We start from the raw sequence: 23,322 nt of genomic DNA, 5'->3' as shown, positions 1-23,322 counted from the left end.
CCGGGCGGGCCCGTCAGCCCGGTGGCAGGCGGACGGTGACGATCAGCCCGCCGCCCGGCCGGGGCGCGGCGTACACGGCCCCGCGGTGCGCCAGCACCACGGACCGGACGATCGACAGGCCGAGGCCCGCGCCCTTCGCCGACTCGACGCGGTCGGCGTTCAGCCGCCGGAACGGCTCGAACAGCCGCTCCACCTCGTACGCGGGCACCACCGGGCCGGTGTTCTCGACCTGGACGGTCGCGTAGCCGTCCAGCAGCCCGGTGCGGATCCACAGCTCGCCGCCGTCGGCGTTGTGCTTGATCGCGTTCTCCACCAGGTTCGACACCAGGTGCTCCAGCAGGACCGGATCGCCCGACGCGGTGCCGGACGTCAGCTCCGGGTGCACCGCGACGTCGTTGTCGTGCTCGCGGCGTCCCGAGTGCTCCAGGACGGTCGACGCCACGTCCGCGAGGTCCACCGGGGCACGGGTCGTCAGCTCCCGCTCGCTGCGGGCCAGCAGCAGCAGGCCCTCGATGAGCCGCTCGTGCCGCGCGTTCGTCGCCAGCAGCGTCCGCCCGACGGCGCGCAGGTCGTCCGACACCTCCGGGTCGCCGAGCGCGACCTCCAGCAGCGTCCGGTTGATCGCGAGGGGCGTGCGCAGCTCGTGCGAGGCGTTCGCGACGAACCGGCGCTGCGAGTCGAACGCCTCCCCGAGCCGCTCCAGCATCGCGTCGAAGGTGTCGGCGAGCTCCTTGATCTCGTCCTCGGGGCCCTCCAGCGCGATCCGCTCGTGCAGGGTGCTCTCCGACAGCCGCCGCGCCGTCGCGGTCACCCGCTGCAGCGGGCTGAGCGCCCGGTCGGCGACGAACCAGCCCAGCACCAGCGTGATGATCCCGACCCCGGCGAGCGCCACCAGCGACCGCCCGACGAGCTGCTGCATCGTCTGCTCGACGAACTGGCGCTGCAGCGCCGCCGCCTCCTCCTGCGAGATGCCGAGCCCGATCACCTGGACGTTGCTGAGGATGTTCGCCACCAGGATCGACACCACGAACAGCAGCAGCGCCCCGGCCATGAAGAACAGCAGCCCGTACAGCAGGGTGAGCCGCAGCCGGACGCTCATCCGGCTCGGCAGCGCCTGGACGGCCGAGCCCCCGTCGCCGTCCGCGCGCCACACGCCCTTGGGGCCGGGCGGGGGCGGGACCTGCTGCGGCCCCGGGCGCCGCCAGGGGCCGGTGCGGCGCACCGGCGTGGGCTGCGTGTCCGTCGCGCCGGCCGCGGTCGCGCCGGGCCGGTCCTTGGCGTCTCCCTCGGGGGGCGTCACAGCCGGTACCCCACGCCCGGAACCGTCTCGATGACCGGCGGGTCGCCGAGCTTCTTGCGGAGCGTCATCATCGTGACCCGCACGACGTTCGTGAACGGGTCGATGTGCTCGTCCCACGCCTTCTCCAGGAGCTGCTCGGAGCTGACGACCGCGCCGTCCGCGCTCAGCAGCACCTCCAGGACCGCGAACTCCTTGCGCGTCAGATCGACCTGCCGCCCGTCCCGCGCGACCTCCCGCCGACCCGGGTCCAGGCTGACGCCCGACCGCTCCAGCACGGGCGGCAGCGGCGCCGCCGCGCGGCGGCCCAGCGCCCGCACGCGCGCGATCAGCTCCGCGAACGCGAACGGCTTCGCCAGGTAGTCGTCCGCGCCGATCTGCAGGCCCTGCACACGGTCGTCCAGCTCGCCCGCCGCGGTCAGCATGATGATCCGCGCGGGGTAGCGCTGGGCGACGAGCTGCTTGCAGACGTCGTCGCCGTGGACCTTCGGCAGGTCGCGGTCCAGGACGATCACGTCGTAGTCGTTCACGCCCGCCCGCTCCAGCGCCCCGGCGCCGTCGTAGGCCACGTCCACCGCCAGCGCGTCCCTGCGCAGGCCGGTGGCGATCGCGTCGGCGAGCACCCGCTCGTCCTCGACGACTAGAACACGCACTCGTTCCCCCTCCGGTGGGACGGGCCCGGCCGCCCCGCGTTACAGATATGCCATGCGAGCCGTAAGACCCCCGTAAGCAGGCGTTCAAGACGCCGCCGGGCCCCGTACGCAAGAATCCGCGAAAATTGCATCGGCGAACAGGTTTGCCTCAAGCGTACGTGTGGGTAGGGATGGGCAGGATCCGGGAGGAGGCTCATGGGCGAGTTGACACGCACTATCCAGCAGCGGCTCGACGACGCGTACGCGTCGCTGCGGAGCGCCCACGCAGATGGGGACACCTACCTGGCGGACATCCGCCGGGAGGAGATCAGCGAACTGCGCCGGATCGCAGCGAACCACGACATCGGGATCGAACCACCCCGCTGCGACTGATTCCCTGCGACTGGTCCGCCGGGGACGCCCCCGGGGACCATCACTGATCGAAACCCCCGCCACACGGCCCGGGACCCCACGGTCCCGGGCTCTCCGCGTTCCGGGGGACGACGCTCACCGCTCACCGGAAACGGGTCAGTCGCGGGTGGGGTCCAGGGGCGCCAGGAGGCCGTCGTGGAGGGCGTCGAAGACGTCCGGGGCGGCGGCCATCGTGAACTCGGGGCCGGCGGGAGCGCCGTGCATGCCCTCGACGCGGCCGCCCGCCTCCTCGACGATCAGCGCGCCCGCGGCGATGTCCCACGCCTGGACGCCGCGCTCGTAGTAGGCGTCCACCCGGCCCGCGGCGAGGGAGCACAGGTCGACGCAGCAGGATCCGCCGCGGCGGATGTCACGGACGTGCGGCAGGATCCCCGTGAGCACCTCGGCCTGGCGGGCGCGGCGCGCGGCGGCGTACCCGAACCCGGTGGCGACGAGCGCGCGGTCGAGCGGGACGCCGGTGTTCACGCGCAGCTCGCGGACGCCCGAGGCGGTGTGCAGGAACGCGCCGCCGCCGCGCACGGCCGTGTAGGTCTCGCCGCGGCGCGGCATCTCGACCGCCCCGGCGACGGCGCGTCCGTCCACCTCGGCGGCGATGCTGACGGCCCAGTCGGGCAGGTCGTACAGGTAGTTGACGGTGCCGTCGATCGGGTCGACCACCCAGCGGACGCCGCTGCCGCCGGCCCGCGTGCCGCCCTCCTCGCCGAGGAAGGCGTCGTCCGGGCGGACCGCCCGGATCCGCTCGACGATGAGCTGTTCGGCGGCGCGGTCCATCTGCGTGACGACGTCGGTCGGGCTCGACTTGGTCTGCACGACGTCCGGGCCGTCGGCGGGACGCTTGTCGACGAGCATCCGGCCGGCCTCGCGGGCGGTCGCGACGGCCAGGTCCAGCAGTTCCTCGGGCAGGCTCATGCGTTCCTCTGTTCGGTGAGCAGCTCGCGGGCCAGTGCGGCGAAGCGGGGATCGGCGCCGGGCGTGCCGGCCCGCGCGAACGCCATGCCGAGTTCGGCGGCGCGGTCGGCGGCCTCCACGTCGAGGTCGAACTTGACCTCCATGTGGTCGGAGACGAACCCGATCGGGACGACCGCGACCGCGCGGACGCCCGCGCCGTGCAGGGCGTCCAGGTGGTCGGTGATCTGCGGCTCCAGCCACGGCTGGGACGGGGGGCCGCTGCGGCTCTGGTAGACGAGGTCCCACGGCCTGCCGGGCGCGGCCTTCGCGGCGACGCGGCGCGCGGCCTCCTCCAGCTCGGCGACGTACGCCTCGCGGTTCGGCTGCGCGAGGGGCACGCTGTGCGCGGTGAAGACGAGGCGCGCGTCGTCCGGAAGCCCGCTCAGGGCGCCGATCGCGGCGTCCGTGAACGGGTCGAGGAAGCCGGGGCGGTCCCAGTAGACGGGGAGCTTGTCGATCTCAGGGGCTCCCGGGACTTCCTCCCGCGCGCGCGCGATGTCTTCGAGGTACTGGTCGTTGGTCGAGTAGCCGCTGTAGGCGGACGTCACGAACGCCGCGGCGCGCCGGATCCCGTCGTCCTTCATCCGGCGGACGGTGTCGGCCAGGTACGGGTCCCAGTGGCGGTTGCCCCAGTAGACCGGGACGTCGACGCCGTGGGCCGCGAAGTCGGCCTCGATCGCGGCCTTCAGCTCGCGGCAGAGCCGGTTGATCGGGCTGACCCCGCCGAAGAGGTAGTAGTGCTCCCCCACCTCCTTCAGGCGCTCGCGCGGGATGTTGCGCCCGCGGGTCACGTTCTCGAGGAACGGGATCACGTCGTCGGGCCCTTCGGGCCCGCCGAAGGAGATCAGCAGCAAAGCGTCGTACGACGTCATGCCCTCCATCCAACCAGCCGACTTCCGGTGGCCGGTTCCGGCGGGCTCACGTGTCATCAAGGCCACACCGGGGCGCCGGGGCGGGCGCGCGGGCCCGTCCGTCCGGTGGGCTCAGGAGTAGGCGTCCGCGTAGGCCTTGGCGAGGTTGAGCACCTTCTGCACGTACCAGTCGGCGTGGTTGTAGTGCCAGACGGCCCGGTAGAGCTGCCGCCCGCCCTGCCCGGCGCCGTTCGCGCACAGGTACTTCGCGGCGCCCGGGATGGCGTCGTAGGGGTTCATGATGTCGGCCTTGCCGTCGCCGTCGCCGTCCACCCCGTACGCCTTCCACGTGGCGGGCATGAACTGCATGGGGCCGAGCGCCCCGGCGCTGGACGGGCCGACGTTGCGCCCGTGGCTGCTCTCGACCTGCCCGATCGCGGCGAGGACCGTCCAGGACAGGCCGGGGCAGGTCGTCGCGGCCCGCTTGTACAGGTCGAGGTAGTCGGTCGCCCGGCCGCTGCCGGGCGTCCGGTACTGGCTGGCGTGCAGGTTCACGACCTCCACGCCGCCGCCGAGGATCTGCTTCACCGCCTTGACGGTGGTGGCCGGGTCCACGCCCGGGGCGTTGACGAGGACCGCGACGTTCGGGACCAGGCCCATGTCCGCGCCGGCCTTCTCACTGACCAGCATGTTGACGCCGGGAAGCCCCAGCTCGCCCGATCCGCCCATCACGAGGTTCGGCATCGTCCGGCCGACCACCGGGTACCGGGTGCCGCGGGCGAGCCGGAGCTCCTCGGCGACGTCCGGGGTGGTGACGAACTCGTCCGCGGCCAGGGCCGTCCACAGGGCCGTGTTCCGGGCGGTGCCGGGCGGCGTCCACGAGCGGAACGCCGACGGGTCGACGGCCAGCGCGTTCACCGCGCGGTTCTGCAGCTGGATCGCGCCGCCCGCGACCGCCGTGACCTCGCCGACCCGCTTCAGCTTCGCCAGCCGCTTGATCTTGGCGTCCGGGATCGTCGCGGAGCCGACCGCGAGGACGTCCGGCGGCACCACCCGGCGCAGCGGCGCGACGTCGCCGCCGTCGGCCACGGTCACCGGCTCCCCGCGGGCCGCGCTCGGCGGGACGACCGTGCGCCCGCCGCCGTCGCCGCCGCCCGTCTCCCCGGCGCCGCTCTCGGCCGCCGTCAGGGCCGCGTACACGCCGCCGGACGTGGTGCCGACCGCGAGGACCGCGATCCCCGCGATGATCAGGGGAAGGCCGCGGAGCGTCCGCCCCGGGGGCCGTGCCCCGGCGCGGTCCCGCTTCTTCTTCTCCGGCCTGCGCTTCGGCGGGCGTGTCACGGATGGAGGAGCCACAACATTTCCCAACGAGCGTCACTAGCGGTCGGTTACACGTCTGCGCACTTCTTGCCCCGACATACCCCGATCAAGGGGGTGACGTCGCGGAATGTTCACCGCGAGACCCGGGTCCCCCGTGCGGGGCCGCGCCCGCGGTTACCGGATCGTACGGTATCGCCCGATCCGTCCCCGCGAGGGTCTTCCCGGAACGTCCGGACGGACCGGTGAACGGTCAGTAAACGTGAACTTTCCTCACGATCGATTGCCGAGTAGAGTCGCCGCATGTCACCCGTGAGCAACCAAACGTGGCGGAACTGGGCCGGAAACCAGCAGGTCCGCCCGCACCGCGTCACGACGCCGCGGACGGCCGACGAGGTCGCCGCGGCCGTCCGCGCGGCGGCCGAGGAGGGCCGCACGGTCCGGATGACCGGGACCGGACACTCCTTCACCGGCGCCGCCGTCGCCGAGGGCGTGCTGCTGCGCCCGTCCGCCCTCACCGCGGTCCGGTCCGTCGACACCGCGACCGGGCTCGTCACCGTCGAGGCGGGCCTCCCGCTGCACCGGCTGAACCGGCTGCTGGACGACCACGGGCTCGCCCTCGCCAACATGGGCGACATCCAGGAGCAGACCGCGGCCGGGGCGATCCAGACCGCGACGCACGGCACCGGACGGGACGCCGCCGGGCTCGTCTCCCAGGTCGCCGCGCTGGAGCTGGTGCTCGCCGACGGGACGACCGTGACGTGCTCGCGGGACGAGCGTCCCGACCTGTTCGACGCCGCCCGCGCGGGCCTCGGCGCCCTCGGGATCGTCACCGCCGTCACGTGGCGGACCGTCCCCGCGTTCCGGCTGCGCGCGCGGGAGGAGCCCATGAAGTGGGACGAGGTCCTCGCGCGGATCGACGAGTTCGACGACGCCAACGAGCACTTCGAGTTCTACTGGTTCCCGCACACCGAGGGCTGCCTCACCAAGCGGAACAACCGGGTCGAGGGGCCCGCCCAGCCCCTGTCGAGGTTCAGGTACTGGCTGGACGACCGGTTCCTGTCCAACACCGTCTTCGGGGTCGTCAACCGGCTCACGCACGCCGTGCCCGCGTCGACCCCGTTCGTCAACGGCGTCTCCGCCAAGGCCCTGGGCGCCCGCACGTACACCGACACGTCCTACAAGGTGTTCACCAGCCCGCGCACCGTCCGCTTCAAGGAGCAGGAGTACGCGATCCCGCGCGAGGAGCTCGTCCCGGCGCTGCGGGAGATCCGCTCCCAGTTCGCCCGGCGGGACTGGCGGATCAGCTTCCCGATCGAGGTGCGGCTGCTCCCGCCCGAGGACGCCTGGCTGTCGATGGCGCACGGCCGCCGCACCGCGTTCATCGCCGTCCACGTGTACAACCGCGACGCCCACGAGGACTACTTCCGCGGCGTCGAGGACGTCCTGACGGCGGTCGGCGGCCGCCCGCACTGGGGCAAGCTGCACACCCGGGACGCCGCGTACCTGGAGAAGGCCTACCCCCGGTTCGCGGACTTCCGGGCGCTGCGGGACGAACTCGACCCCGACCGCCGCTTCGCCAACCCCTACACCCGGCGGGTCTTCGGCGACTGAGCGCCGGTCCCGGCTCGCGCGCCGGTCCCGGCGCCCGCGTCAGTTCCCGGTGCCCGTGTCGCCGCGCCGCTGCGCGTCCGTCCCGTTCTGCTGCTCCTGGCCCCCGCCGGACGACTGGGACGGCGCGGGCGTGCCGGGCGTCTCGGGCGCCGTCGTCGTGGGCCGGTCGGTCGGCGCGTCCGTCGTCCCGCCGGTGGGCTCGCCGTCGGACGGTCCGGGCGTCGCGCCGCCCGTCGGGTCCGTCCCGGACTCGTCGCCGGACTCGCCGGTACCGCCGGTCGGCGCCTCCCCCGTCGGGCTCGCGCCGGGGGACTCGGCGGGCGCGGTGCCGTCACCGGTCGGCGCGTCCGTCGGGGTCTCCTCGACCTGCCCGCCCGACCCGTTCCCGTCGCCGCCGAGGACGTGCGTGACGGTGAGGCCGCCGCCGCCGCTGCCGCCGCCGATCGGGCCGCCGGTCGTCGCCTCGTAGATCGTGATCCCGCCGAGCACCACCGCGAACACCGCGGCGGACGACGCCGCGAGCTTCACCCAGTTCTGCTTCGCCCACGCGAGCGTCTCGTCCAGCGCGGAGCGCCGGGCGACCCGCCGCCGGGCCTCGTCGCCCGCCTCCGCCGCGAGCGCGCCGGCGACCGTCCGGGACGGGTCGGCCCGCGTCGCGTTCGGGTCGCCGTGCGGGCCGTCGAGCCGGGTGGCGTTCGGGTCGCCGGTCAGGTCGCCGAGGCCCGCGCCCGCGTCCAGCCGCGTCGCGTTCGGGTCCCCGCCGGGCGGCCGGACCATCGTGCGGGCCGGGTCCGCGCCCGCGGGCCAGACCATGGTCCGGGTCGGGTCGGCGCTCGTCGCCTCCTCGGCCGCGTCCTCGGCCGCCTCCCGGCGGCGCGCGGCGCCGTGCACGTGGGACATGTCCCGGATCTGGTCGCGCCCCTGGTCCAGGTAGTGCTTGCAGACGGCCGCCCCCGCGGTCGAGACGACGCTCATCAGCGCGGTGCCGATGATCGTCCCGTACACCCCCAGGAAGGACGCGCCGATCGCGGCGACGGCCGTCGCGACCCCGCTCGCGATCACCTGCGTCGTGCTCAGATCGGGAAGCTTGCGGCGCATTACCCCGATTCACCCCCGTTGAATCCCCCATAGTGTCCGGAATCGAAACTAACCGGACGATCACGGTGTTCCGAACCGCAACGTGACGCTCGCTACGCGAACGGGGTGGAGACGGGCGTCCGCGTGCGGCACAGTGGGGAAAAGGTTCCTCAAGATTCAGACAGAGCGCCTTCGGCCGGACCCGGGCACCGGCAAGCTTGGTCAGGCGCCTCTTCCTCGACGTGGAGGGGGCTTCGAGAGCGGCGATGTTCGGACATGCCGGGTACGGTGCTGGCAGCAGGTGTGTCCGGAAGAGAGACTCGGGAACCCGGGGGAAGGGCACGCATGCGCCCTCGGCGGGCATCGGACGGCCGGGCGGTGCGGGAGCGGTGACGCGCTCGCACCCGAAACGCGGTCCGGCGCCCTCCGTGCCGTCAGGACAGGGCAGGAAGGACACGCATGCAGGAGCTGCGCCTCGTCGCGGTCAGCGAGGACGGTACGTACCTCGTCCTGGCCACCGCGGGCCGAGGCACCCGGTTCACCCTGCCCGTCGACGACCGGCTCCGCGCCGCGGTCCGTGGGCACTTCTCCCGCCTCGGCCAGTTCGAGATCGAAGTGGAGAGTCCCTTGCGCCCCAAGGAGATCCAGGCCCGCATCAGGTCCGGCGAGACCGCGGAGGAGATCGCCGAGTCCGCAGGCATCCCGGTGGAGCGGGTCCGCTGGTTCGAGGGTCCGGTCCTGCAGGAACGCGAGTACATGGCGCAGCAGGCGCAGCGCGTCACCGTCCGGCGGCCCGGCGAGTCCACGCCCGGCCCGCCGCTCGGCGAGACCGTCGAGGAGCGCCTCGGCCGCGGCGGCGTCGACCTCGAAGACGTCGAGTGGGACGCCTGGAAGTGCGACGACGGCACCTGGCGCGTCCGCCTCTCCTTCTTCGACAACGGGCGCCCGCACGCCGCCGAGTGGGCGTTCGACCCGCGCCGCCGGAACGTCTCCCCGCTGGACGAGATCGCCGCGCGGCTCAGCGCCGGCGACTGGGACGACGACGACCTCTCCGACACCGTCACCCCGCTGGTCCCCCGCCGTCCCGCGATGAAGGTCGTCACCGACGGCCGCGACGTGGGCCGCGAGATCCGCGAGGTGGGACCGCGCGACTTCGGGCGCGGCCTGCCCGCCGAGCCCGAGCCGCCCCTCGAGCGCGCGTCCGAGCCGCCGCTGCGCGCCGCCGAACCCCGCGAGTACATCGTCGAGCGCGGCCGCATCGTCGACCCGCGCCCCGCGTTCCCGGGCGGCCGGGAGCCCGGACGTCCCCGCGAGGCCGCCGCCGACCGCGAGCCGATCCGCCCGTTCGACGACGCCGAGCCCGAGGCGCCGTCCGCCGCGACGCGCCCGAGCGAGGCGCCGTGGCGCCGCGCGCCCGAGCCGTCCCTCGAAGAGCTCGAGGGCCTCACGGCCCCGGTGGAGCCCGAGGAGCCGGCGGAGGCCCCGCAGGCCGAGGACGAGCCGGCGGCCGACGAGACGCCGCAGGAGCGCGCCGCCGAGGCCGAGACGCCCCCGGAGCCCACCGCCGAAACGGACGAGACGGACGAGGACGCCCGCCCGGACACCGACGAGGCCCCCGCCGACGAGCCCGCCCCGGAGCGCGACGACGCCGACGCCGATGCTCAACCGGCGGACGAGCCGGAGGAGCCCACGGACACCGCGGACACCGCGGCCGAAACGCCCGCGGACGAGCCGGAGGCCGCCGACGAGCCCGAGGCCGAGGCCGCGCCGGTGGCCGAGGAGCCCGCCGATCCCGAGCCCGAGCCCGCCCGCCCGGAACCCCGCGAGGAGCCCGCCGCGCGCGAGCAGGCGCCCGCCGAACCGGCGGCGCCCCGCGAGCAGGCCAAGCCCGCCGCGCCGCCGCGCGCGCCGCGCCGCGAGCCCGCCCGTCCGGCCCCGAAGAAGAAGCCCGCCACGCGCCCGACCATGCCCGCCGCCCAGGACAAGCCCGTCACCGCGCCCCCGGCCGCCGCGGCCGCGGACGCCTCACCGGCGACGCAGCGCCCGGCGCGCGCGCGACGCAAGTCCAAGGGCAAGCGCGCCTCCGTGCCGTCCTGGGACGAGATCATGTTCGGCGCCCGCCGCCCGGAGTGACCCCCGTCCCGCAACGCAAGTCACCGCGCGGGCGGTCTCACCAAGGGTGACGCGCCCGATCGGGGCACGCGCGCGACCCCGAACGCCCCGCCGCGCCTCCGGCCGGCACCGGCCGCCGAACGGCCGCGACCGCCCGGCCGGAGGCGACGTCGAGCTAGGGCGGGCTCGCGACCGTGAACGCCTTGCCGCGTCGTGACCGGCACCGGTCGCCGGACGAGCGGGGCGGGACGTTCGGCCGGAGGCGCGCTCGCCTCGTGGGCGGGGTGGTCACTTCTCCAGGAAGGGGCGCACCCAGTCGGGGGTGATCTCGGCGGCGAAGGCGACCGCGTCCTGTTCGGACATGTCGATCGCCGGGTAGCCGCCGTCGCCCGCGCCCACCGCGACGTCCAGGGTCGCCAGGCCCAGCCGCCGCTGGAACAGCGTCCGGCGGAACCGCCAGCCCACGATCGCGCCGTGCTCCACCACCACCTGGCGGCGCTTCAGCGAGCCCGACCGGACGCTCAGCCGCTCGCCGTCGGTCACGTGCCCGAGCTGCCGGTACCGGTCGAGGCCGAGGGGCACCGCGAGGAGCGCCAGGACCGCGCAGGCCGCCGCGATCCACGGGCGGCCCGCCGCCACCGCCAGCAGCCCGACGGCGCCCGGCGGCGCGACCGCCCGCACCACCCGGCGTCCGCGCGCGGCCCGCGGATGGGGGCGCAGCGGGCCGGGCACCGCGCCCACGACCCGCGCGGCCAGCTCCTCCGCGACCGGACGCGGCGCGGCGGGCAGCAGGCGGCCCCGGTGCGCGGCGTCGCCGAGCCCGGTGACGAGCGCGCCGAGCCGCAGGACGCCGCCGAGCCGCTCCAGCGGGTTGTCGGCCAGCTCCACCCCGCGCAGCCTGCGGCGCTCCAGCGACACGCTCCGCCGCGTGGCCAGCCCCCGCTCCGCGACGATCGAGCCGTTCCGCTCCTCGACGGTGAAGTCCCAGTTGAACAGGCTGAACGCGATCACCGACATGACCGGCAGCGCGAACAGCGCCAGCACGGCGAGCGCCACCACGGCGGCCGCCGGCAGCCCCACCACCTCGTGGCCGACGGTCTCGACGCGCTCCCGGGTGATCAGCCCCAGGTCGTCGCCGAGGTTGTAGAGCGTCCCGAGGAGGCTGCCCGCGAGCGCGAACGGCGTCAGCAGGTAGGCGCCGCTGAGCGGGGCGTACACGTACCAGCGGCGCCGCATCCGGGCCAGGACGCGCCGCGGCGGGGCGGCGTCCCCCTCCGGTTCGTCCGCCGCGCGGTCCAGCAGCACCCGGCGCAGCCGCTCGGCCTCCCGCCGCGAGACGGCGTTCAGCGCCGCCTCCCCGCCCTCCGAACCGGCGTCGATGTGGACGACCGCGAGGCCCAGTGTCCGGTGCGGCAGCGACGTGCTGACGTCCACGCCGCGGATGCGGTCGCGCGGGATGGTCTTCACCGACCGGCCGATCAGCGTGCGGCGGAGTTCGATGCGGTCGTCGCGGAGCGCGTACGTGAACGTCGCCCAGCTCGCCACGTGGAACACCAGGCCGATGCCGAGGCCCACGAGGGTGAAGTAGAACGCCGTGGACAGCCCGCCCACCGCCAGGCCCGTCGCCCCGGCCGCCAGTAGCGCGATCAGCTCCCGGACGGCCCCGACCACGAACGTCAGCGGATGCAGCCGCCGGACCCCCGTTTCGCCCGCCGCCGATGATTTCGGGACGTCCGGCGAGTCGGAGACACGTGGGGTTTTCGCTTCGTCAGGTATTCCGGGGGGCGTCACGTGGCGTCGTCGCGGAGGTCGTGGGCCCGGTGGGCCAGGTCGTCCGCCAGCCGGGTCGCGACGCCGGCCGGCAGGCCGGAGACCTCGGAGGAACCGGTGTGGGAGGCGGTGTTGATCTCGATGGTGGCCAGGCCGAGCAGCCGCTCGATCCAGCCCTGCTCGGTGTCGACGGTCTGGATGCGGCTCACCGGCACCAGCAGCCACTCGCGGCTGAACCAGCCCGTGCGGGTGTACACGACGTCGGCGCTGACCTCCCAGCGGTGGACGCGGTAGCGCCAGACGGGCGCGACCGTCACCATCAGCAGCCCGGCGGCGCCCACGGCCCAGGGCAGGACGCCGACGCGGTCGGAGAGCCAGCCGGGGAGCCACTCGGCCTCCGTGTCGCCGAGCCAGGCCGACACGCCGAGGGACAGGCCGAACCCCAGCCCCCACAGCAGCAGGTACTCGATCGCCCAGTGCGCGATCGCGCGCGGGGAGACGCGGTGCGCGGGCGCCCGCAACCGCGGCGGGTGCGACCTCCCGCCGTCCCCGTGCAGGTCGCGCCGCACCGACGTCACACCGCGAGTGTAAGGGCCGCGGCGCGCCCGGGCGCGGGAGCGCGGGGGCAATCAGCGGCGCGTCAGCGTTCTGTCAGACGCGGATGCGAAGCTGGAGGGACGCCGAGCGCCGGCGTATGGGCGGCGAAAACCGAATGCATCCGGCTCGGGGCAGGCCGTAGGTTGGCGTGTCCGCGCGCGGCGGGGTGCACAGTCCGGCACACCACATTTCCCTAGGAGACCTCATGTCCTACGCGATCCAGGCCGAGGGCCTGGTGAAGCGATTCGGCGACACGCAGGCGCTGGCGGGCGTCTCGCTCACCGCGCAGGCCGGGACGGTGCTGGGCGTGCTGGGGCCCAACGGCGCCGGCAAGACCACCACCACGCGGATCCTCGCCACGCTGATCGAACCGACCGAGGGCAGCGCCCGGGTCGGCGGCTTCGACGTCGTCCAGGAGGCGCACAAGGTCCGCCAGCTGATCGGGCTCACCGGCCAGTACGCCGGGGTCGACGAGATGCTCACCGGCACCGAGAACCTCGTGCTGATCGCCCGGCTGCTCGGCATGTCGCGGCGCGACTCCAAGGCCCGTGCGGCGGAGCTGCTCGACCGCTTCCAGCTCACCGACGCGGCCGAGCGGGCCGCGAAGACGTACTCGGGCGGGATGCGCCGCCGTCTCGACCTGGCCGCGAGCCTGGTCGGGCGGCCGCAGATCCTGTTCCTGGACGAGCCGACCACCGGCCTCGACCCGCGCAGCCGCAACGGCCTGTGGGACATCGTCCGCGGCCTCACCGACGACGGCGTCACCGTGCTGCTCACCACGCAGTACCTGGAGGAGGCCGACCAGCTCGCCGACGACATCATCGTGATCGACCGCGGCACGGTGATCGCGCACGGCACGTCCGACATGCTGAAGGCGCAGGTCGGCGGGCAGGTGCTCGAGGTCCGCCCGATCAAGGAGAGCGACGCCGACGCGGTCGCGCGGATCGTGGGCGAGCTGGCCGAGACCGTCCCCGAGTTCAAGGACGGCCTGGTCGCCGCGCCGATCACCGACCCGGGCCTGATGCCCGCCGTGGTCCGCCGCCTCGACGAGGAGGGCGTCACGGTCGGCGAGATGTCGCTGCGCAAGTCGAGCCTGGACGAGGTGTTCTTCGCCCTCACCGGCCACCACACCGAAGAAGTCGAAGCCGAGGCGCAGGACGCGGCGGGCGACGCCGGCCGGGCCACGGAGAAGGAAGGGGTCTCCCGATGAGCACCGCGACACTCCCCCCGCAGAACCTGTCGAAACGGGTCTCGCCCGGCACCGGCGCCCGCAACGTCGCCACGCTGGCGTGGCGGAACCTGGTGCAGATCAAGCACAACCCGATGGAGCTGCTGGACCTGTCCATCCAGCCCATCATGTTCGTGCTGCTGTTCGCCTACGTGTTCGGCCCGGCGATGGCCGGCAGCGTCGAGGCGTACCTGCCGGTCGTCATCCCCGGCATCATCGCGCAGAACGCCCTGTTCGCCGGGATGAGCACCGGGTTCGGGCTCAACACCGACATCACCAAGGGCGTCTTCGACCGCTTCCGGAGCCTGCCGATCTCGCGGCTGTCCCCGCTCGCGGGGCGGATCATCGCCGACACCGCCAAGCAGGCGTGGTCGATGGCGATCCTGCTGCTGGTCGGCTTCGCGATCGGGTTCCGGCTCGAGACGGGCGTCCTCGCGCTGATCACCGCGTTCTTCCTGCTGCTGGCGTTCGCGGTGCTGTTCTCGTGGATCTCGGTCTACATCGCGATGATGGTGAACGAGCCGGAGAAGGTGCAGATCTTCGGGTTCGTGGTGATCTTCCCGCTGAGCTTCCTGAGCACCGCGTTCATCCCGACGACCGAGGGCATCCCCGGCCCGCTGGCGTTCTTCATGCGCAACAGCCCGGTGACGCAGCTCGTCGAGGCGATGCGCGGCCTGCTCGTCGGCGGTCCCGTGATGGACCACGCGCTGATCGCGCTGGCCTGGGGCGTCGGGTTCTCCCTGATCTTCGCCCCCCTCTCCCTGCGCGCCTTCAAGAAGCGCGCGTGAACCCGAGCGGCGGCTCCGGTTCCGGGCCCCGGAGGCCCTCCGCCCGCTCCGCCGCGTGATCCGCGCCCCGCACGGGTCGGGGCGGAAACGCCGGACGCCCCGGCGGTCGGTCGACCGCCGGGGCGTCCGGCATCTCGGGTCCGCGATGGGCGGGGAAGGTCAGGCCGCGTTCTCCTTGGCCTTCGCCTCGCGGATCTTCTCGTCGTCGAGCGCGGCGAGGATGAAGTCCGCGCGCGGCTGCTCGACCGTGGCGAGCGAGACGGTCTCGCGCTTGAGGAACAGCGCGAGCGTCCAGTCCGCGATGACGCGGATCTTGCGGTTGAAGGTCGGGACCATCGCGCCGTGGTAGCTGCGGTGGAAGAACCACGCCGGCCAGCCCTTGAGCTTGAAGCCCATCGGGTTCGCGACGCCCTTGTGCAGGCCGAGCCCGGCGACGGCGCCGAGGTTGTTGTGCACGTACGGCTTGAGCGTCTTGCCGCGCAGCGAGCGGACGATGTTGTCGCCGAGCAGCTTCGCCTGGCGCACCGCGTGCTGGGCGTTCGGCGGGCAGAACTGGCCCTCCTGCGTCAGGTCCGGGATCGCGGCGTTGTCACCGGCGGTGAACGCCCGGACGAGGCCCTCGATCGTGAGGTACTCGGTGCCCTTGACGCGGCCGCGCTCGTCCACCGGCAGGTCGCCGCTGCGGACGACGGGCGACGGCTTGACGCCCGCGTTCCAGACGAGCGTCCCGGCCGGGAAGCGGCTGCCGTCCGACAGCTCGATGATCTCGTCCTCCGCCGACTGCAGGAACGTCTTCATCTTCACGTCGATGCCGCGGCCGCGCAGCTGCTCGGCCGTCCACTTGCCCATGTCCGGGCCGACCTCCGGCAGGATGCGGTCGGCGGCCTCGACGAGGACGAAGCGCAGGTCCTCCGGGGTGACCTTGCGCATGTACTTGGTGGCGTCGCGCGTCATGTCCTCGAGCTCGGCGACCGCCTCGACGCCGGCGAACCCGCCGCCGACGAAGACGAACGTGAGCGCCTTGCGGCGCAGCTCGACGTCGTCCGTCGACTCGGCGATCTCGAGCTGCTCGAGCACGTGGTTGCGCAGGTGGATCGCCTCGCCGACCGTCTTGAGGCTGATCCCGTGCTCGGCCAGGCCGGGGATCGGCAGCAGCCGCGGCACCGCGCCCGCCGCCATGACCAGGTAGTCGTAGGAGATCCGCTCCGGCGGCCCCGCCAGCGGCTGGACGATGGCCCAGCCCTCGTCGTGGTTGAGCTCGGTCACCCGGGCCTTGCGCACCGTGCACTTCGGCAGGACGCGGCGCAGCGGGACGACGACGTGCCGGGGCGAGATGTTGCCCGCGGCGGCCTCGGGGAGGAACGGCTGATACGTCATGTACGAGTTGGGGTCAACGATGGTGACCTTGACCTCACCCCGCTTCAGCTCCTTGCGGAGCTTCTTCTGCAGGCGAAGCGCGGTGTACATGCCCACATAGCCGCCACCCACGATGAGGATGTGGGGAGCGCCAGGGGTCTCCTCGGCGGTCCTGGCCATTGCGGCCCTCCAATGTCACGGTCGGCTTGTGAAGACATTCACAAACTACTCGATGAATGCTCCTTGCACCAATCGACAACCAGGAAAGATCTACAGAACTTCCCGATACGGCAAAGTAGACCGTTGCAGGGGCTGTGAACTTCACCACTCCTTCGCTCGGTTCTCGACGATCGGGCACGAAGCACGCATGATGCACCTCACATCCGTCCGTCCGGCGGACGCCTCCGCCTCGCGGCCCGAAAGTCCCGACCCACCACCGCCGAACCCCTAAGGTTGGGGCGGACGAGGGAAGGGAAGGGGGCGCCGCCCGCGCGGGCATCCGGCCGGGACGAAGTCGGACCGCCGGAGCGCGCCGTGCGAACTCGCGCGGGAGCGTATCGATGATGAGCAGAAAACGGCGTCCGGTCCTGGCCGCGGCGGCCGCGCTGGCGTTCGCGGGCACGCTGAGCGGGTGCGGGCTGATCGGCGGCCCCGAGCAGGAGAGCGCCGAACTGTCGGAGTGGTTCACCGTGACCAGCCCGGTCTTCCGCGATGGCGGCGACTTGCCCACGCGGTACGGCTGCACGACGTACCCTGGCGGGCAGGGCAAGACCCCGCCGCTCATCTGGTCGGGGGCGCCGGCGAACACCCGGTCGTTCGCGATCGTCGTGGACGATCCGGACGTCGAGGGCGCCTACGTCCACTGGGTGATCGCGGGCATCGACGGGACCACGCACGAGATCGTCGAGGGCGCCAGGCTGGACAACGCCGTCGAGGGACTGACCACGGGAGACAAGGTGGGCTACGCACCGCCGTGCCCTCCGCGCGGAGAACGGCATCTGTACCGGTTCACCATCTACGCGCTCGACAGCGAGGCGCCGTTCGAGGAGGGCGCGTCGCTGGACGAGTCGCTCGGCGCCATCGCCGAGCACACCGTGGGCCGGGGCCGGATCACCGGGAACTTCGGCGCCGAACGGGCGCGTTGACCGTGGGACCTGACGGCGGGTCGACGACCGGCGGGTTCGACCGATCGGTGCGGACCGTGTGAGGGTGTCTATGAGCACTAAGGGTGTGACAACGGTCATAGCGGTCGGACAGAATCGGACCGGCTCCGAGGACGGCCGGCCGTCGGCGGCCATCGGGACGGACCACACGTCCGCGCCGGCGGCGCTCGCCGGGCCAAGGCATTGGGTGGTGGCATGACTTCAGCAATCGTGGTCTTCGGCCTCTTGGTCGTCGTCGTCCTCGTCGTCGTCCTCGTGGTCCTGGGTCTGCGGGCGAGCAAGGCGGGTCGCGACGACGACGACTGGATGGACGACGAGCAGCCGCAACCGCGCGGCCGCCGCGGCGCCGCGCAACAGGACGAGATGAACGGGCCGGACGACTACGGCTACGACGACGGCGGTTACGGTGCGCCCGCTCCCGGCCCCGACCGCCGCGTCGCCGGCGCCGGCGGCGGCCCGCTCGCCGCGCCCGCCGCCCAGCAGGGCTCGCCGGCTCCCGCGCCCTCCGGTCAGGCGTCCGACGAGATGGAGGACGACGACTACTGGGCGACGATCACCTTCGACAAGCCCAAGTTCCCCTGGCAGCACAACCAGGAGGGGCAGCGCCCCGACGGCGACCACGCCGGCGACCCGCTGCACGCGCAGGGCGGCGACGACGGTTACGGCGACCAGCAGCAGTACGGGGATCAGCAGTACGGCGACCAGCAGTACGCGGACCAGTACGGCGATCAGTACGCCGACCAGCAATACGGGGACCAGCAGTACGCGGACCAGCAGTACGGCGACCAGTACGCCGAGCAGGACCCGCAGGTCCCCGACCACGGCATGAACCAGACGGTCACGCTGGGCCAGGACGGCGGCGCCTTCGGCGTCCCGGGCGGCCCCGGGCAGGGCCCGCACAACCAGGGTCCCCACGGCCCCGGCGGACCCGGCGGACCCGGAGGGCACGGCGGCCCCGGCCAGACCGGCGGCCAGCCCGCCCCGACCGGCCCGCAGCAGGCCCCCGGCGGCCCCGCAGGCCCCGGCGGATTCCAGGGCGGCTCCCCGTTCGGCGGCGGCGACCCGGGCGCGACCGCGCTCGACCCGATTCCCGCCGACCTGGCCGGCGGCCCCGGCATGCAGGGCGGTCCCGGCGGGCACACCCCGTTCGGCGCCCCCGGCACGCCCGACCAGCACGTCTACGGCGGCCAGGACGCCCAGCCCGCGTACGGCGCCGCCGACCCGTCCTTCGGCGGGCCCGAGCAGCAGCCGCCGTACGGCGGCGACCAGCCCGGCCGCGACCGGCCGCCCTACGGCGGTCAGGAGCAGCCCGGCATGCCGCCGGAGCCGACCCCGTACGGCCTGCCCGAGCAGCCGCAGCCGTACGGCTCCGACCCGCTCGCCTCCGGCGGCCGTCCGACGCCCGCGTCCCCGCCCCCGGGCCGTCCGGACGCGTTCGACATGCCGCTGGGCGCCTCCGGCCCCGGCTCGACCGGCCCCCACCAGGGCCCGGGATCGACCGGCCCGAACCAGGGCCCGCCGGCGCCGCCGCCGTCCGACCCGCTGGGGCTCCCCCTGGGCCGCACCGACGAGCCCGCGGCCGCGCCGCCGCCGCCCACGCCCGCCGCACCACCGCCGCCCCCTGCGCCGCCCGCGCCCGCCGCGCCGCCCGCACCGCCCGCGCCGTCCGCTCCGGCTGCGCACGGCGGCTCGGGACCCGACACCGACAACCACAAGCTGCCGACGGTGGACGAGCTCCTCCAGCGCATCCAGAGCGACCGGCAGCGCTCCACGGGGTCGCCGTCGGGCCAGGGCGGGTCCCTGGGCGACCCGCTCGGCGACCCGCTCGCCACCGGCTCCTTCGGCGGCTCCACCGGGTCCGGTCCCGGGACGGGCCAGGGCTCGTCGACCGGGCCCTGGTCCCCCGGCGGCGGCCTCGGCAACACCGGCGGCTACCCGCAAGGCGGCCAGAACGAGGGCTATCCGGCGTCCCCGTCGTACGGCGAGGGCAACCGCTACGACGACCCGCTGAGCGGCGGCCGCGACTCCTACGGCGGCGAGTCCGGGTCCGGCGGCGCCGGGGCCTACGGCGACTTCAGCGGCAGCAGCTACAGCGGCAACGACCCGCTGGCCGCCCCGCACGACCCGGGCGCCCAGAGCGGCGACCCGAACTCCACCCAGGCCTACGATCCCGGGTTCGGCCGTCCGGGCGGCTACCAGGGCGACGACTGGGAGAACCACCGCGACTACCGGCGCTGACCGAGGGCGCCGTCGCAACGCGAAGGGCCGCCGGACGAACCGTCCGGCGGCCCTTCGCGTTGCCGTGATGCATTCCACATACCGCTGTAACGGTACGTAAAGGACATATACACCCGCCGTGTCGGGTCGCGAGTCGATATCGCGCTCCAACGCTGGTTATATACGTTGAGTGATATCAAACACACTCAACGTATCCACATTGCGGCGCGACGTGCTCGCGTCGTTCGTGGTATTCCTCGTCGCGCTACCGCTGTCCCTCGGCATCGCGGTCGCCTCCGGCGCCCCGGTCGCGGCCGGGCTCATCGCCGCCGTCGTCGGCGGGATCCTCGCCGGCGCCCTCGGCGGGTCCCCGCTGCAGGTCAGCGGTCCCGCCGCGGGCCTGACCGTGATCGTCTTCAGCCTCGTGCAGGAGTACGGCTGGCGCGCCACCTGCACCATCACGCTGCTCGCCGGAGCGCTGCAGCTCGCGCTCGGCGCCGCCCGGGTCGCCCGCGCCGCGCTCGCGATCTCCCCCGCCGTGGTCCACGGCATGCTCGCGGGGATCGGCGCGGTCATCGTCCTCGCCCAGGTGCACGTGGTGCTCGGCGGCAGCCCGCAGGAGTCGTCCCTGGACGACCTGCGGGAACTCCCCGGGCAGCTCGGCGCGCCGCACACCCACACGACGCTGCTGGGCGGCCTGACCATCCTCATCCTGCTCTGCTGGAACCGGCTGCCGAAGCGCGGCCGGTTCGGCGCGCTACCGCGGCTGGTGCCCGGCCCGCTGCCCGCCATCGCCGTCGCCACCGCGACCGCCTGGACGCTCGGCTGGGAGACGGCCCGCGTCGACCTGCCCGCCACGCTCATGGAGGACTGGGCGCCACCGGTCCTGCCGCACGGGCCGCCGGGCGGGATCGTCGGCGCCGTCGTCTCCGTCGGCGTCGTCGCCGCCGTCGCGTCGCTGCTGTGCGTCGTCGCCGTCGACCGCATGCGGCCCGCCGGGGTCCCGCGCTCCGACCTCGACAAGGACCTGCGCGCCCAGGGCGTCGCGAACATGGTGTCGGGCTTCCTCGGCGGCCTCCCGATCGCGAGCGTCATCGTCCGCAGCACCGCCAACCTGCAGGCGGGCGCCCGCACGCGGCTGTCGTCCGTCCTGCACGGCGTCTGGGTGCTGGTGCTCGCGCTGGCCTGCGGGCCGATCATCGAGCAGATCCCGCTGTCCGCCCTCGCCGCGCTGCTCGTCGTCCTCGGCTGCCGGCTGATGGACCTCGCGCACGTCCGCGACCTGCGCCACCACCGCGAGGCCCCCGCCTACTTCGCCACCCTCGGCGGCGTCGTCGTCCTCGGGCTGGGCAAGGGCGTGCTGCTCGGCATCGGCGTCATGGCGATCCTCGCGCTGCGCCGGCTCACCGCCCTGTCGGTCCGCTCGGAGCAGCTCGTCCCCGCCCCCGGCGACGGCCCCGTTCGGCCCCGCTGGCACGTCGTCGTCCAGGGGACGTTCACGTTCCTCGGCGTCCCGAAGGTCACCGGCCAGCTCCAGCAGATCCCCGCGGGCTCCAACGTCGACCTCGACCTCAACGTCGACTTCATGGACCACGCCGCGTTCGACGCCGTCCACCAGTGGCGGATCGCCCACGAGCGGCAGGGCGGGAGGGTCGACATCGACGAGGTTCACGAGGCTTGGTATGAAAGAGCGGTGACAGGCGACACGACCCCGCCGAGCAAGACTCCGCCGCAGACGCCCTGGTGGGCGCCGTGGTCGGACCGGCGGAACTCCGATTCCACATCCGAGGCCGAGCCGCTGCCGGCGAGCGACCTGCTGCTGGCGGGCGTCCGCAGATACCACGACAGCACCGCCCCGCTCGTCCGTCCGATCATGGCCGAGCTGGCGATGGAGCAGAAGCCGCAGAACCTGTTCATCACCTGCGTCGACTCGCGCGTGGTGCCGAACATCATCACCGCCAGCGGCCCCGGCGATCTGTTCATCAACCGGAACGTCGGCAACCTCGTCCCGCGGCACGGCGCCTACCCGTCGGACGACTCGGTGATGGCGACCGTCGAGTACGCGGTCAACGTGCTCGAGATCCGCACCATCACGGTCTGCGGGCACGCCAACTGCGGCGCCATGGCCGCGCTGCTCGCGGGCGGGACCGAGGTCAAGCACCTGCACCACCTCACCCGGTGGCTGGAGCACGGCCGGCACAGCATCGCCCGCTTCCTGGGCACCGAGCTCGCCGAGGACGAGAACCCGCTCGTCCACCTGTGCAAGATCAACGTCATCCAGCAGCTCGACAACCTGCTCACCCACCCGTGGCTGGAGCACCGCGTCGAGTCCGGCGAGATCGAGCTCGTGGGCCTCTACCTGGACCTGCCGACCGCCAACGTCGAGATCCTCGACCGCGCGACGGGGACCTTCGCCCCCGTCCCGGGCGAGGCCCCCGCCGGCGACCGGCAGGACACGCGAACCCCTTCGTGACCCTGCCCGCATGGGCCGTCCCGCGCGGACGGCCCATGCCCTTCGGCGCCGCACCGCCATGCGGCGCCCTCACCATCGCCTTCAGCGTCCGACGAGCTCGCCCTCGCGCCCGGCGTCCCGTCCCCGCAGTTCGTCCCGTCCTTGCTGGTAGTCCCGCACGTACATCCCCGTCACCCGGCGCGCCATCCGCGCGCTCCGGTCGCTCGCGGGCAGGAACAGCGCGTCACGCCGGCTGGCCCGCGCGAAGCTCCACAGCACCGCCAGCACCGTCACCGTCGCCGCACCGAGCACGAAGATCGTGAACGCGATGAACATCTGCGCTCCTCTCCACGGGACCCGTCCCCGCGGTCCCGCCGCCTGTCGCCGATCGAGGCCGATCGGCTCCATACCAGGACGTTAAGCGCGCCGTTTCCGCCCCACTGTGTCGTGTGACCCGAAACCGTCGGTTTCTTACACCGGCACCCGATTCCCCGCACATCCCGGACGTCCGGCGAGGCGGCGGGTTGGCCTCCCCCGGGCCGGGTACACGTGGGACGACCTGGGGGGAGGTCAGCATGTCGATCGAGGAGAACAAGGAACTGGTGCGCCGCTTCTATCGGGAGATCGACGCGGGCAACCTGGAGAGCATGGACGAAATCGTGGCCGAGGACTACCTCGACCACTCGCCGCCGCCGTTCCCCATATCCGCCTCGGGCCGCGAGGGTCTCAAGGAGGTGTTCCGGATGTTCTGGGAGGCGACACCCGGCACGCACGAGATCCAGGACCAGGTCGCGGAAGGCGACAAGGTGGTCACCCGGCTCCTGTGCCGCGGCGTCCACGAGGGGGACCTGCCGGGAATCCCGGCCACCGGCAACGAGATGCTCATGAGCGCGACGGTGATCCACCGCATCGAGAACGGCAGGCTCGCCGAGAAGTGGTCGGACAAGGACCTCGTCCGCCTGCTCCAGCAACTCGACGTCGTCCCGCCACTGGACGACGCCCGGCACTAGGCCCCGTCCGGACGGCGGGCGGTGGACGAGCCGGCCTGTAAGCCGGGTTCTGTGCCCGCCGCGCGCGGCGGCGGGTGACGGCCATCCATCTCGGGCCGCCGTTGCCGACGGCCTCCAGCGGTCTACCCGCAGGCTCGGGCGGGCCGCCCTCGAACGCCTGCGCGGGGACCCTGCCGGATCCCCTTCTTGACCTTGCTCCGGGTGGGGTTTACCTAGCCGCCCACGTCACCGTGGGCGCTGGTGAGCTCTTACCTCACCGTTTCACCCTTACCACCGGCGGACCGGTGGCGGTCTGCTTTCTGTGGCACTGTCCCGCGGGTCGCCCCGGGTCGGCGTTACCGACCACCCTGCCCTGTGGAGCCCGGACTTTCCTCGACGGGGATCGCTCCCCGACGCGGCCGCCCGGCCGGCTCGTCCACCACACCCAAGGATAGACCGTCCACGCCCCCGGAAAGCAGGCG

General features: G+C 73.6%; 19 protein-coding genes and 1 other RNA gene. 9 read left to right on the top strand and 11 right to left on the bottom strand.

The genetic code is table 11. The features are described 5' to 3' along the window. Positions 1-13: 13 nt before the first annotated feature. Both AB0L25_RS11965 and AB0L25_RS11960 read right to left on the bottom strand, forming a co-directional pair. Positions 14-1,300, bottom strand: a complete 1,287-nt coding sequence (locus tag AB0L25_RS11965; RefSeq protein ID WP_500171174.1) for a sensor histidine kinase — start codon at positions 1,298-1,300, stop codon at positions 14-16. Then, complete coding sequence (locus AB0L25_RS11960; protein WP_500171172.1) at positions 1,297-1,950, bottom strand: response regulator transcription factor; 654 nt, start codon at positions 1,948-1,950, stop codon at positions 1,297-1,299. Before AB0L25_RS11960 ends, AB0L25_RS11965 begins: the two co-directional genes overlap by 4 nt. 195 nt (positions 1,951-2,145) lie before the next feature. Between AB0L25_RS11960 and AB0L25_RS11955 the strand changes: the two genes are divergently transcribed. Beyond that, complete coding sequence (locus tag AB0L25_RS11955) at positions 2,146-2,322, top strand: hypothetical protein (RefSeq protein WP_158079106.1); 177 nt, start codon at positions 2,146-2,148, stop codon at positions 2,320-2,322. Between the two features lie 135 nt (positions 2,323-2,457). Here AB0L25_RS11955 and AB0L25_RS11950 read toward each other — a convergent pair whose 3' ends face one another. The 3 genes from AB0L25_RS11950 to AB0L25_RS11940 form a co-directional block, all read right to left on the bottom strand. Beyond that, complete coding sequence (locus tag AB0L25_RS11950) at positions 2,458-3,270, bottom strand: inositol monophosphatase family protein (RefSeq protein WP_500171170.1); 813 nt, start codon at positions 3,268-3,270, stop codon at positions 2,458-2,460. Beyond that, entirely contained in the window at positions 3,267-4,181 is a 915-nt protein-coding gene (locus tag AB0L25_RS11945; RefSeq protein ID WP_500171168.1) for a ferrochelatase, read from the bottom strand. The genes AB0L25_RS11950 and AB0L25_RS11945 overlap by 4 nt, the downstream gene beginning before the upstream one ends. Before the next feature lie 111 nt (positions 4,182-4,292). Then, a complete protein-coding gene (locus tag AB0L25_RS11940) occupies positions 4,293-5,501 on the bottom strand; it encodes a lytic transglycosylase domain-containing protein (RefSeq protein WP_500171166.1) in 1,209 nt (402 codons plus the stop codon). Positions 5,502-5,780: 279 nt separating this feature from the next. On the opposite strand from AB0L25_RS11940, the gene AB0L25_RS11935 reads away from it, so the two are divergent. Then, positions 5,781-7,091 carry a D-arabinono-1,4-lactone oxidase gene (locus AB0L25_RS11935; RefSeq protein ID WP_500171164.1) on the top strand — a complete coding sequence of 437 codons (1,311 nt, stop codon included), beginning with the start codon at positions 5,781-5,783 and terminating at the stop codon, positions 7,089-7,091. 39 nt (positions 7,092-7,130) lie between these two features. Here AB0L25_RS11935 and AB0L25_RS11930 read toward each other — a convergent pair whose 3' ends face one another. Then, the gene (locus tag AB0L25_RS11930; RefSeq protein WP_500171162.1) at positions 7,131-8,189 is read right to left on the bottom strand and encodes a hypothetical protein; all 1,059 of its coding nucleotides are present in this window, start codon (positions 8,187-8,189) and stop codon (positions 7,131-7,133) included. A 438-nt stretch (positions 8,190-8,627) separates the two neighbouring features. Between AB0L25_RS11930 and sepH the strand changes: the two genes are divergently transcribed. Further along, the gene (gene sepH, locus AB0L25_RS11925; protein ID WP_500171161.1) at positions 8,628-10,301 is read left to right on the top strand and encodes a septation protein SepH; all 1,674 of its coding nucleotides are present in this window, start codon (positions 8,628-8,630) and stop codon (positions 10,299-10,301) included. 267 nt (positions 10,302-10,568) lie between these two features. Here the strand turns inward: sepH and AB0L25_RS11920 are convergent, their stop codons facing one another. Then, on the bottom strand, positions 10,569-11,951 hold the full coding sequence (locus tag AB0L25_RS11920) for a PH domain-containing protein (protein WP_500171159.1): 1,383 nt from the start codon (positions 11,949-11,951) through the stop codon (positions 10,569-10,571). Positions 11,952-12,067: 116 nt separating this feature from the next. After that, positions 12,068-12,628 carry a PH domain-containing protein gene (locus AB0L25_RS11915; RefSeq protein WP_500171158.1) on the bottom strand — a complete coding sequence of 187 codons (561 nt, stop codon included), beginning with the start codon at positions 12,626-12,628 and terminating at the stop codon, positions 12,068-12,070. A gap of 224 nt (positions 12,629-12,852) precedes the next feature. On the opposite strand from AB0L25_RS11915, the gene AB0L25_RS11910 reads away from it, so the two are divergent. Both AB0L25_RS11910 and AB0L25_RS11905 read left to right on the top strand, forming a co-directional pair. Beyond that, positions 12,853-13,857 (top strand): ATP-binding cassette domain-containing protein, encoded by a 1,005-nt coding sequence (locus tag AB0L25_RS11910; RefSeq protein ID WP_500171156.1) that lies wholly within the window; start codon positions 12,853-12,855, stop codon positions 13,855-13,857. Beyond that, the gene (locus tag AB0L25_RS11905; RefSeq protein WP_500171154.1) at positions 13,854-14,663 is read left to right on the top strand and encodes an ABC transporter permease; all 810 of its coding nucleotides are present in this window, start codon (positions 13,854-13,856) and stop codon (positions 14,661-14,663) included. Before AB0L25_RS11910 ends, AB0L25_RS11905 begins: the two co-directional genes overlap by 4 nt. Positions 14,664-14,822: 159 nt before the next feature. Here AB0L25_RS11905 and AB0L25_RS11900 read toward each other — a convergent pair whose 3' ends face one another. Then, positions 14,823-16,130: an NAD(P)/FAD-dependent oxidoreductase gene (locus AB0L25_RS11900; RefSeq protein ID WP_500171216.1), complete on the bottom strand. Its 1,308-nt coding sequence runs from the start codon at positions 16,128-16,130 to the stop codon at positions 14,823-14,825. 452 nt (positions 16,131-16,582) lie between these two features. Here AB0L25_RS11900 and AB0L25_RS11895 point away from each other — a divergent pair, with 452 nt between their 5' ends. From AB0L25_RS11895 to AB0L25_RS11885, 3 genes are all read left to right on the top strand, one after another. Further along, complete coding sequence (locus tag AB0L25_RS11895; protein ID WP_500171152.1) at positions 16,583-17,164, top strand: YbhB/YbcL family Raf kinase inhibitor-like protein; 582 nt, start codon at positions 16,583-16,585, stop codon at positions 17,162-17,164. A 213-nt stretch (positions 17,165-17,377) separates the two neighbouring features. Then, complete coding sequence (locus AB0L25_RS11890) at positions 17,378-19,420, top strand: hypothetical protein (protein ID WP_500171151.1); 2,043 nt, start codon at positions 17,378-17,380, stop codon at positions 19,418-19,420. Positions 19,421-19,619: 199 nt separating this feature from the next. Further along, positions 19,620-21,872, top strand: a complete 2,253-nt coding sequence (locus tag AB0L25_RS11885) for a SulP family inorganic anion transporter (protein ID WP_500171149.1) — start codon at positions 19,620-19,622, stop codon at positions 21,870-21,872. Between the two features lie 81 nt (positions 21,873-21,953). Here AB0L25_RS11885 and AB0L25_RS11880 read toward each other — a convergent pair whose 3' ends face one another. Further along, a complete protein-coding gene (locus AB0L25_RS11880; protein ID WP_500171147.1) occupies positions 21,954-22,187 on the bottom strand; it encodes a hypothetical protein in 234 nt (77 codons plus the stop codon). Positions 22,188-22,426: 239 nt separating this feature from the next. Here AB0L25_RS11880 and AB0L25_RS11875 point away from each other — a divergent pair, with 239 nt between their 5' ends. After that, positions 22,427-22,861, top strand: coding sequence for an ester cyclase (locus AB0L25_RS11875; RefSeq protein WP_500171146.1), 435 nt, complete (start codon positions 22,427-22,429; stop codon positions 22,859-22,861). 22 nt (positions 22,862-22,883) lie between these two features. Here AB0L25_RS11875 and rnpB read toward each other — a convergent pair. Then, positions 22,884-23,275: RNase P RNA component class A (rnpB, locus tag AB0L25_RS11870), an RNA gene on the bottom strand. Positions 23,276-23,322: the final 47 nt, after the last annotated feature.

The sequence above is a fragment of the Spirillospora sp. NPDC052242 genome (assembly GCF_040679555.1).
Taxonomy (GTDB): domain Bacteria; phylum Actinomycetota; class Actinomycetes; order Streptosporangiales; family Streptosporangiaceae; genus Spirillospora.
This window is presented reverse-complemented; position numbering and strand designations above follow the sequence as displayed.

Coding starts and splice junctions, on each gene's coding strand:
- AB0L25_RS11955 (WP_158079106.1), top strand. CDS start 2,146: ATGGGCGAGTTGACACGCACTATCCAGCAGCGGCTCGACGACGCGTAC.
- AB0L25_RS11950 (WP_500171170.1), bottom strand. CDS start 3,270: ATGAGCCTGCCCGAGGAACTGCTGGACCTGGCCGTCGCGACCGCCCGC.
- AB0L25_RS11945 (WP_500171168.1), bottom strand. CDS start 4,181: ATGACGTCGTACGACGCTTTGCTGCTGATCTCCTTCGGCGGGCCCGAA.
- AB0L25_RS11935 (WP_500171164.1), top strand. CDS start 5,781: ATGTCACCCGTGAGCAACCAAACGTGGCGGAACTGGGCCGGAAACCAG.
- AB0L25_RS11930 (WP_500171162.1), bottom strand. CDS start 8,189: ATGCGCCGCAAGCTTCCCGATCTGAGCACGACGCAGGTGATCGCGAGC.
- sepH (WP_500171161.1), top strand. CDS start 8,628: ATGCAGGAGCTGCGCCTCGTCGCGGTCAGCGAGGACGGTACGTACCTC.
- AB0L25_RS11910 (WP_500171156.1), top strand. CDS start 12,853: ATGTCCTACGCGATCCAGGCCGAGGGCCTGGTGAAGCGATTCGGCGAC.
- AB0L25_RS11905 (WP_500171154.1), top strand. CDS start 13,854: ATGAGCACCGCGACACTCCCCCCGCAGAACCTGTCGAAACGGGTCTCG.
- AB0L25_RS11900 (WP_500171216.1), bottom strand. CDS start 16,130: ATGTACACCGCGCTTCGCCTGCAGAAGAAGCTCCGCAAGGAGCTGAAG.
- AB0L25_RS11895 (WP_500171152.1), top strand. CDS start 16,583: ATGAGCAGAAAACGGCGTCCGGTCCTGGCCGCGGCGGCCGCGCTGGCG.
- AB0L25_RS11890 (WP_500171151.1), top strand. CDS start 17,378: ATGACTTCAGCAATCGTGGTCTTCGGCCTCTTGGTCGTCGTCGTCCTC.
- AB0L25_RS11880 (WP_500171147.1), bottom strand. CDS start 22,187: ATGTTCATCGCGTTCACGATCTTCGTGCTCGGTGCGGCGACGGTGACG.
- AB0L25_RS11875 (WP_500171146.1), top strand. CDS start 22,427: ATGTCGATCGAGGAGAACAAGGAACTGGTGCGCCGCTTCTATCGGGAG.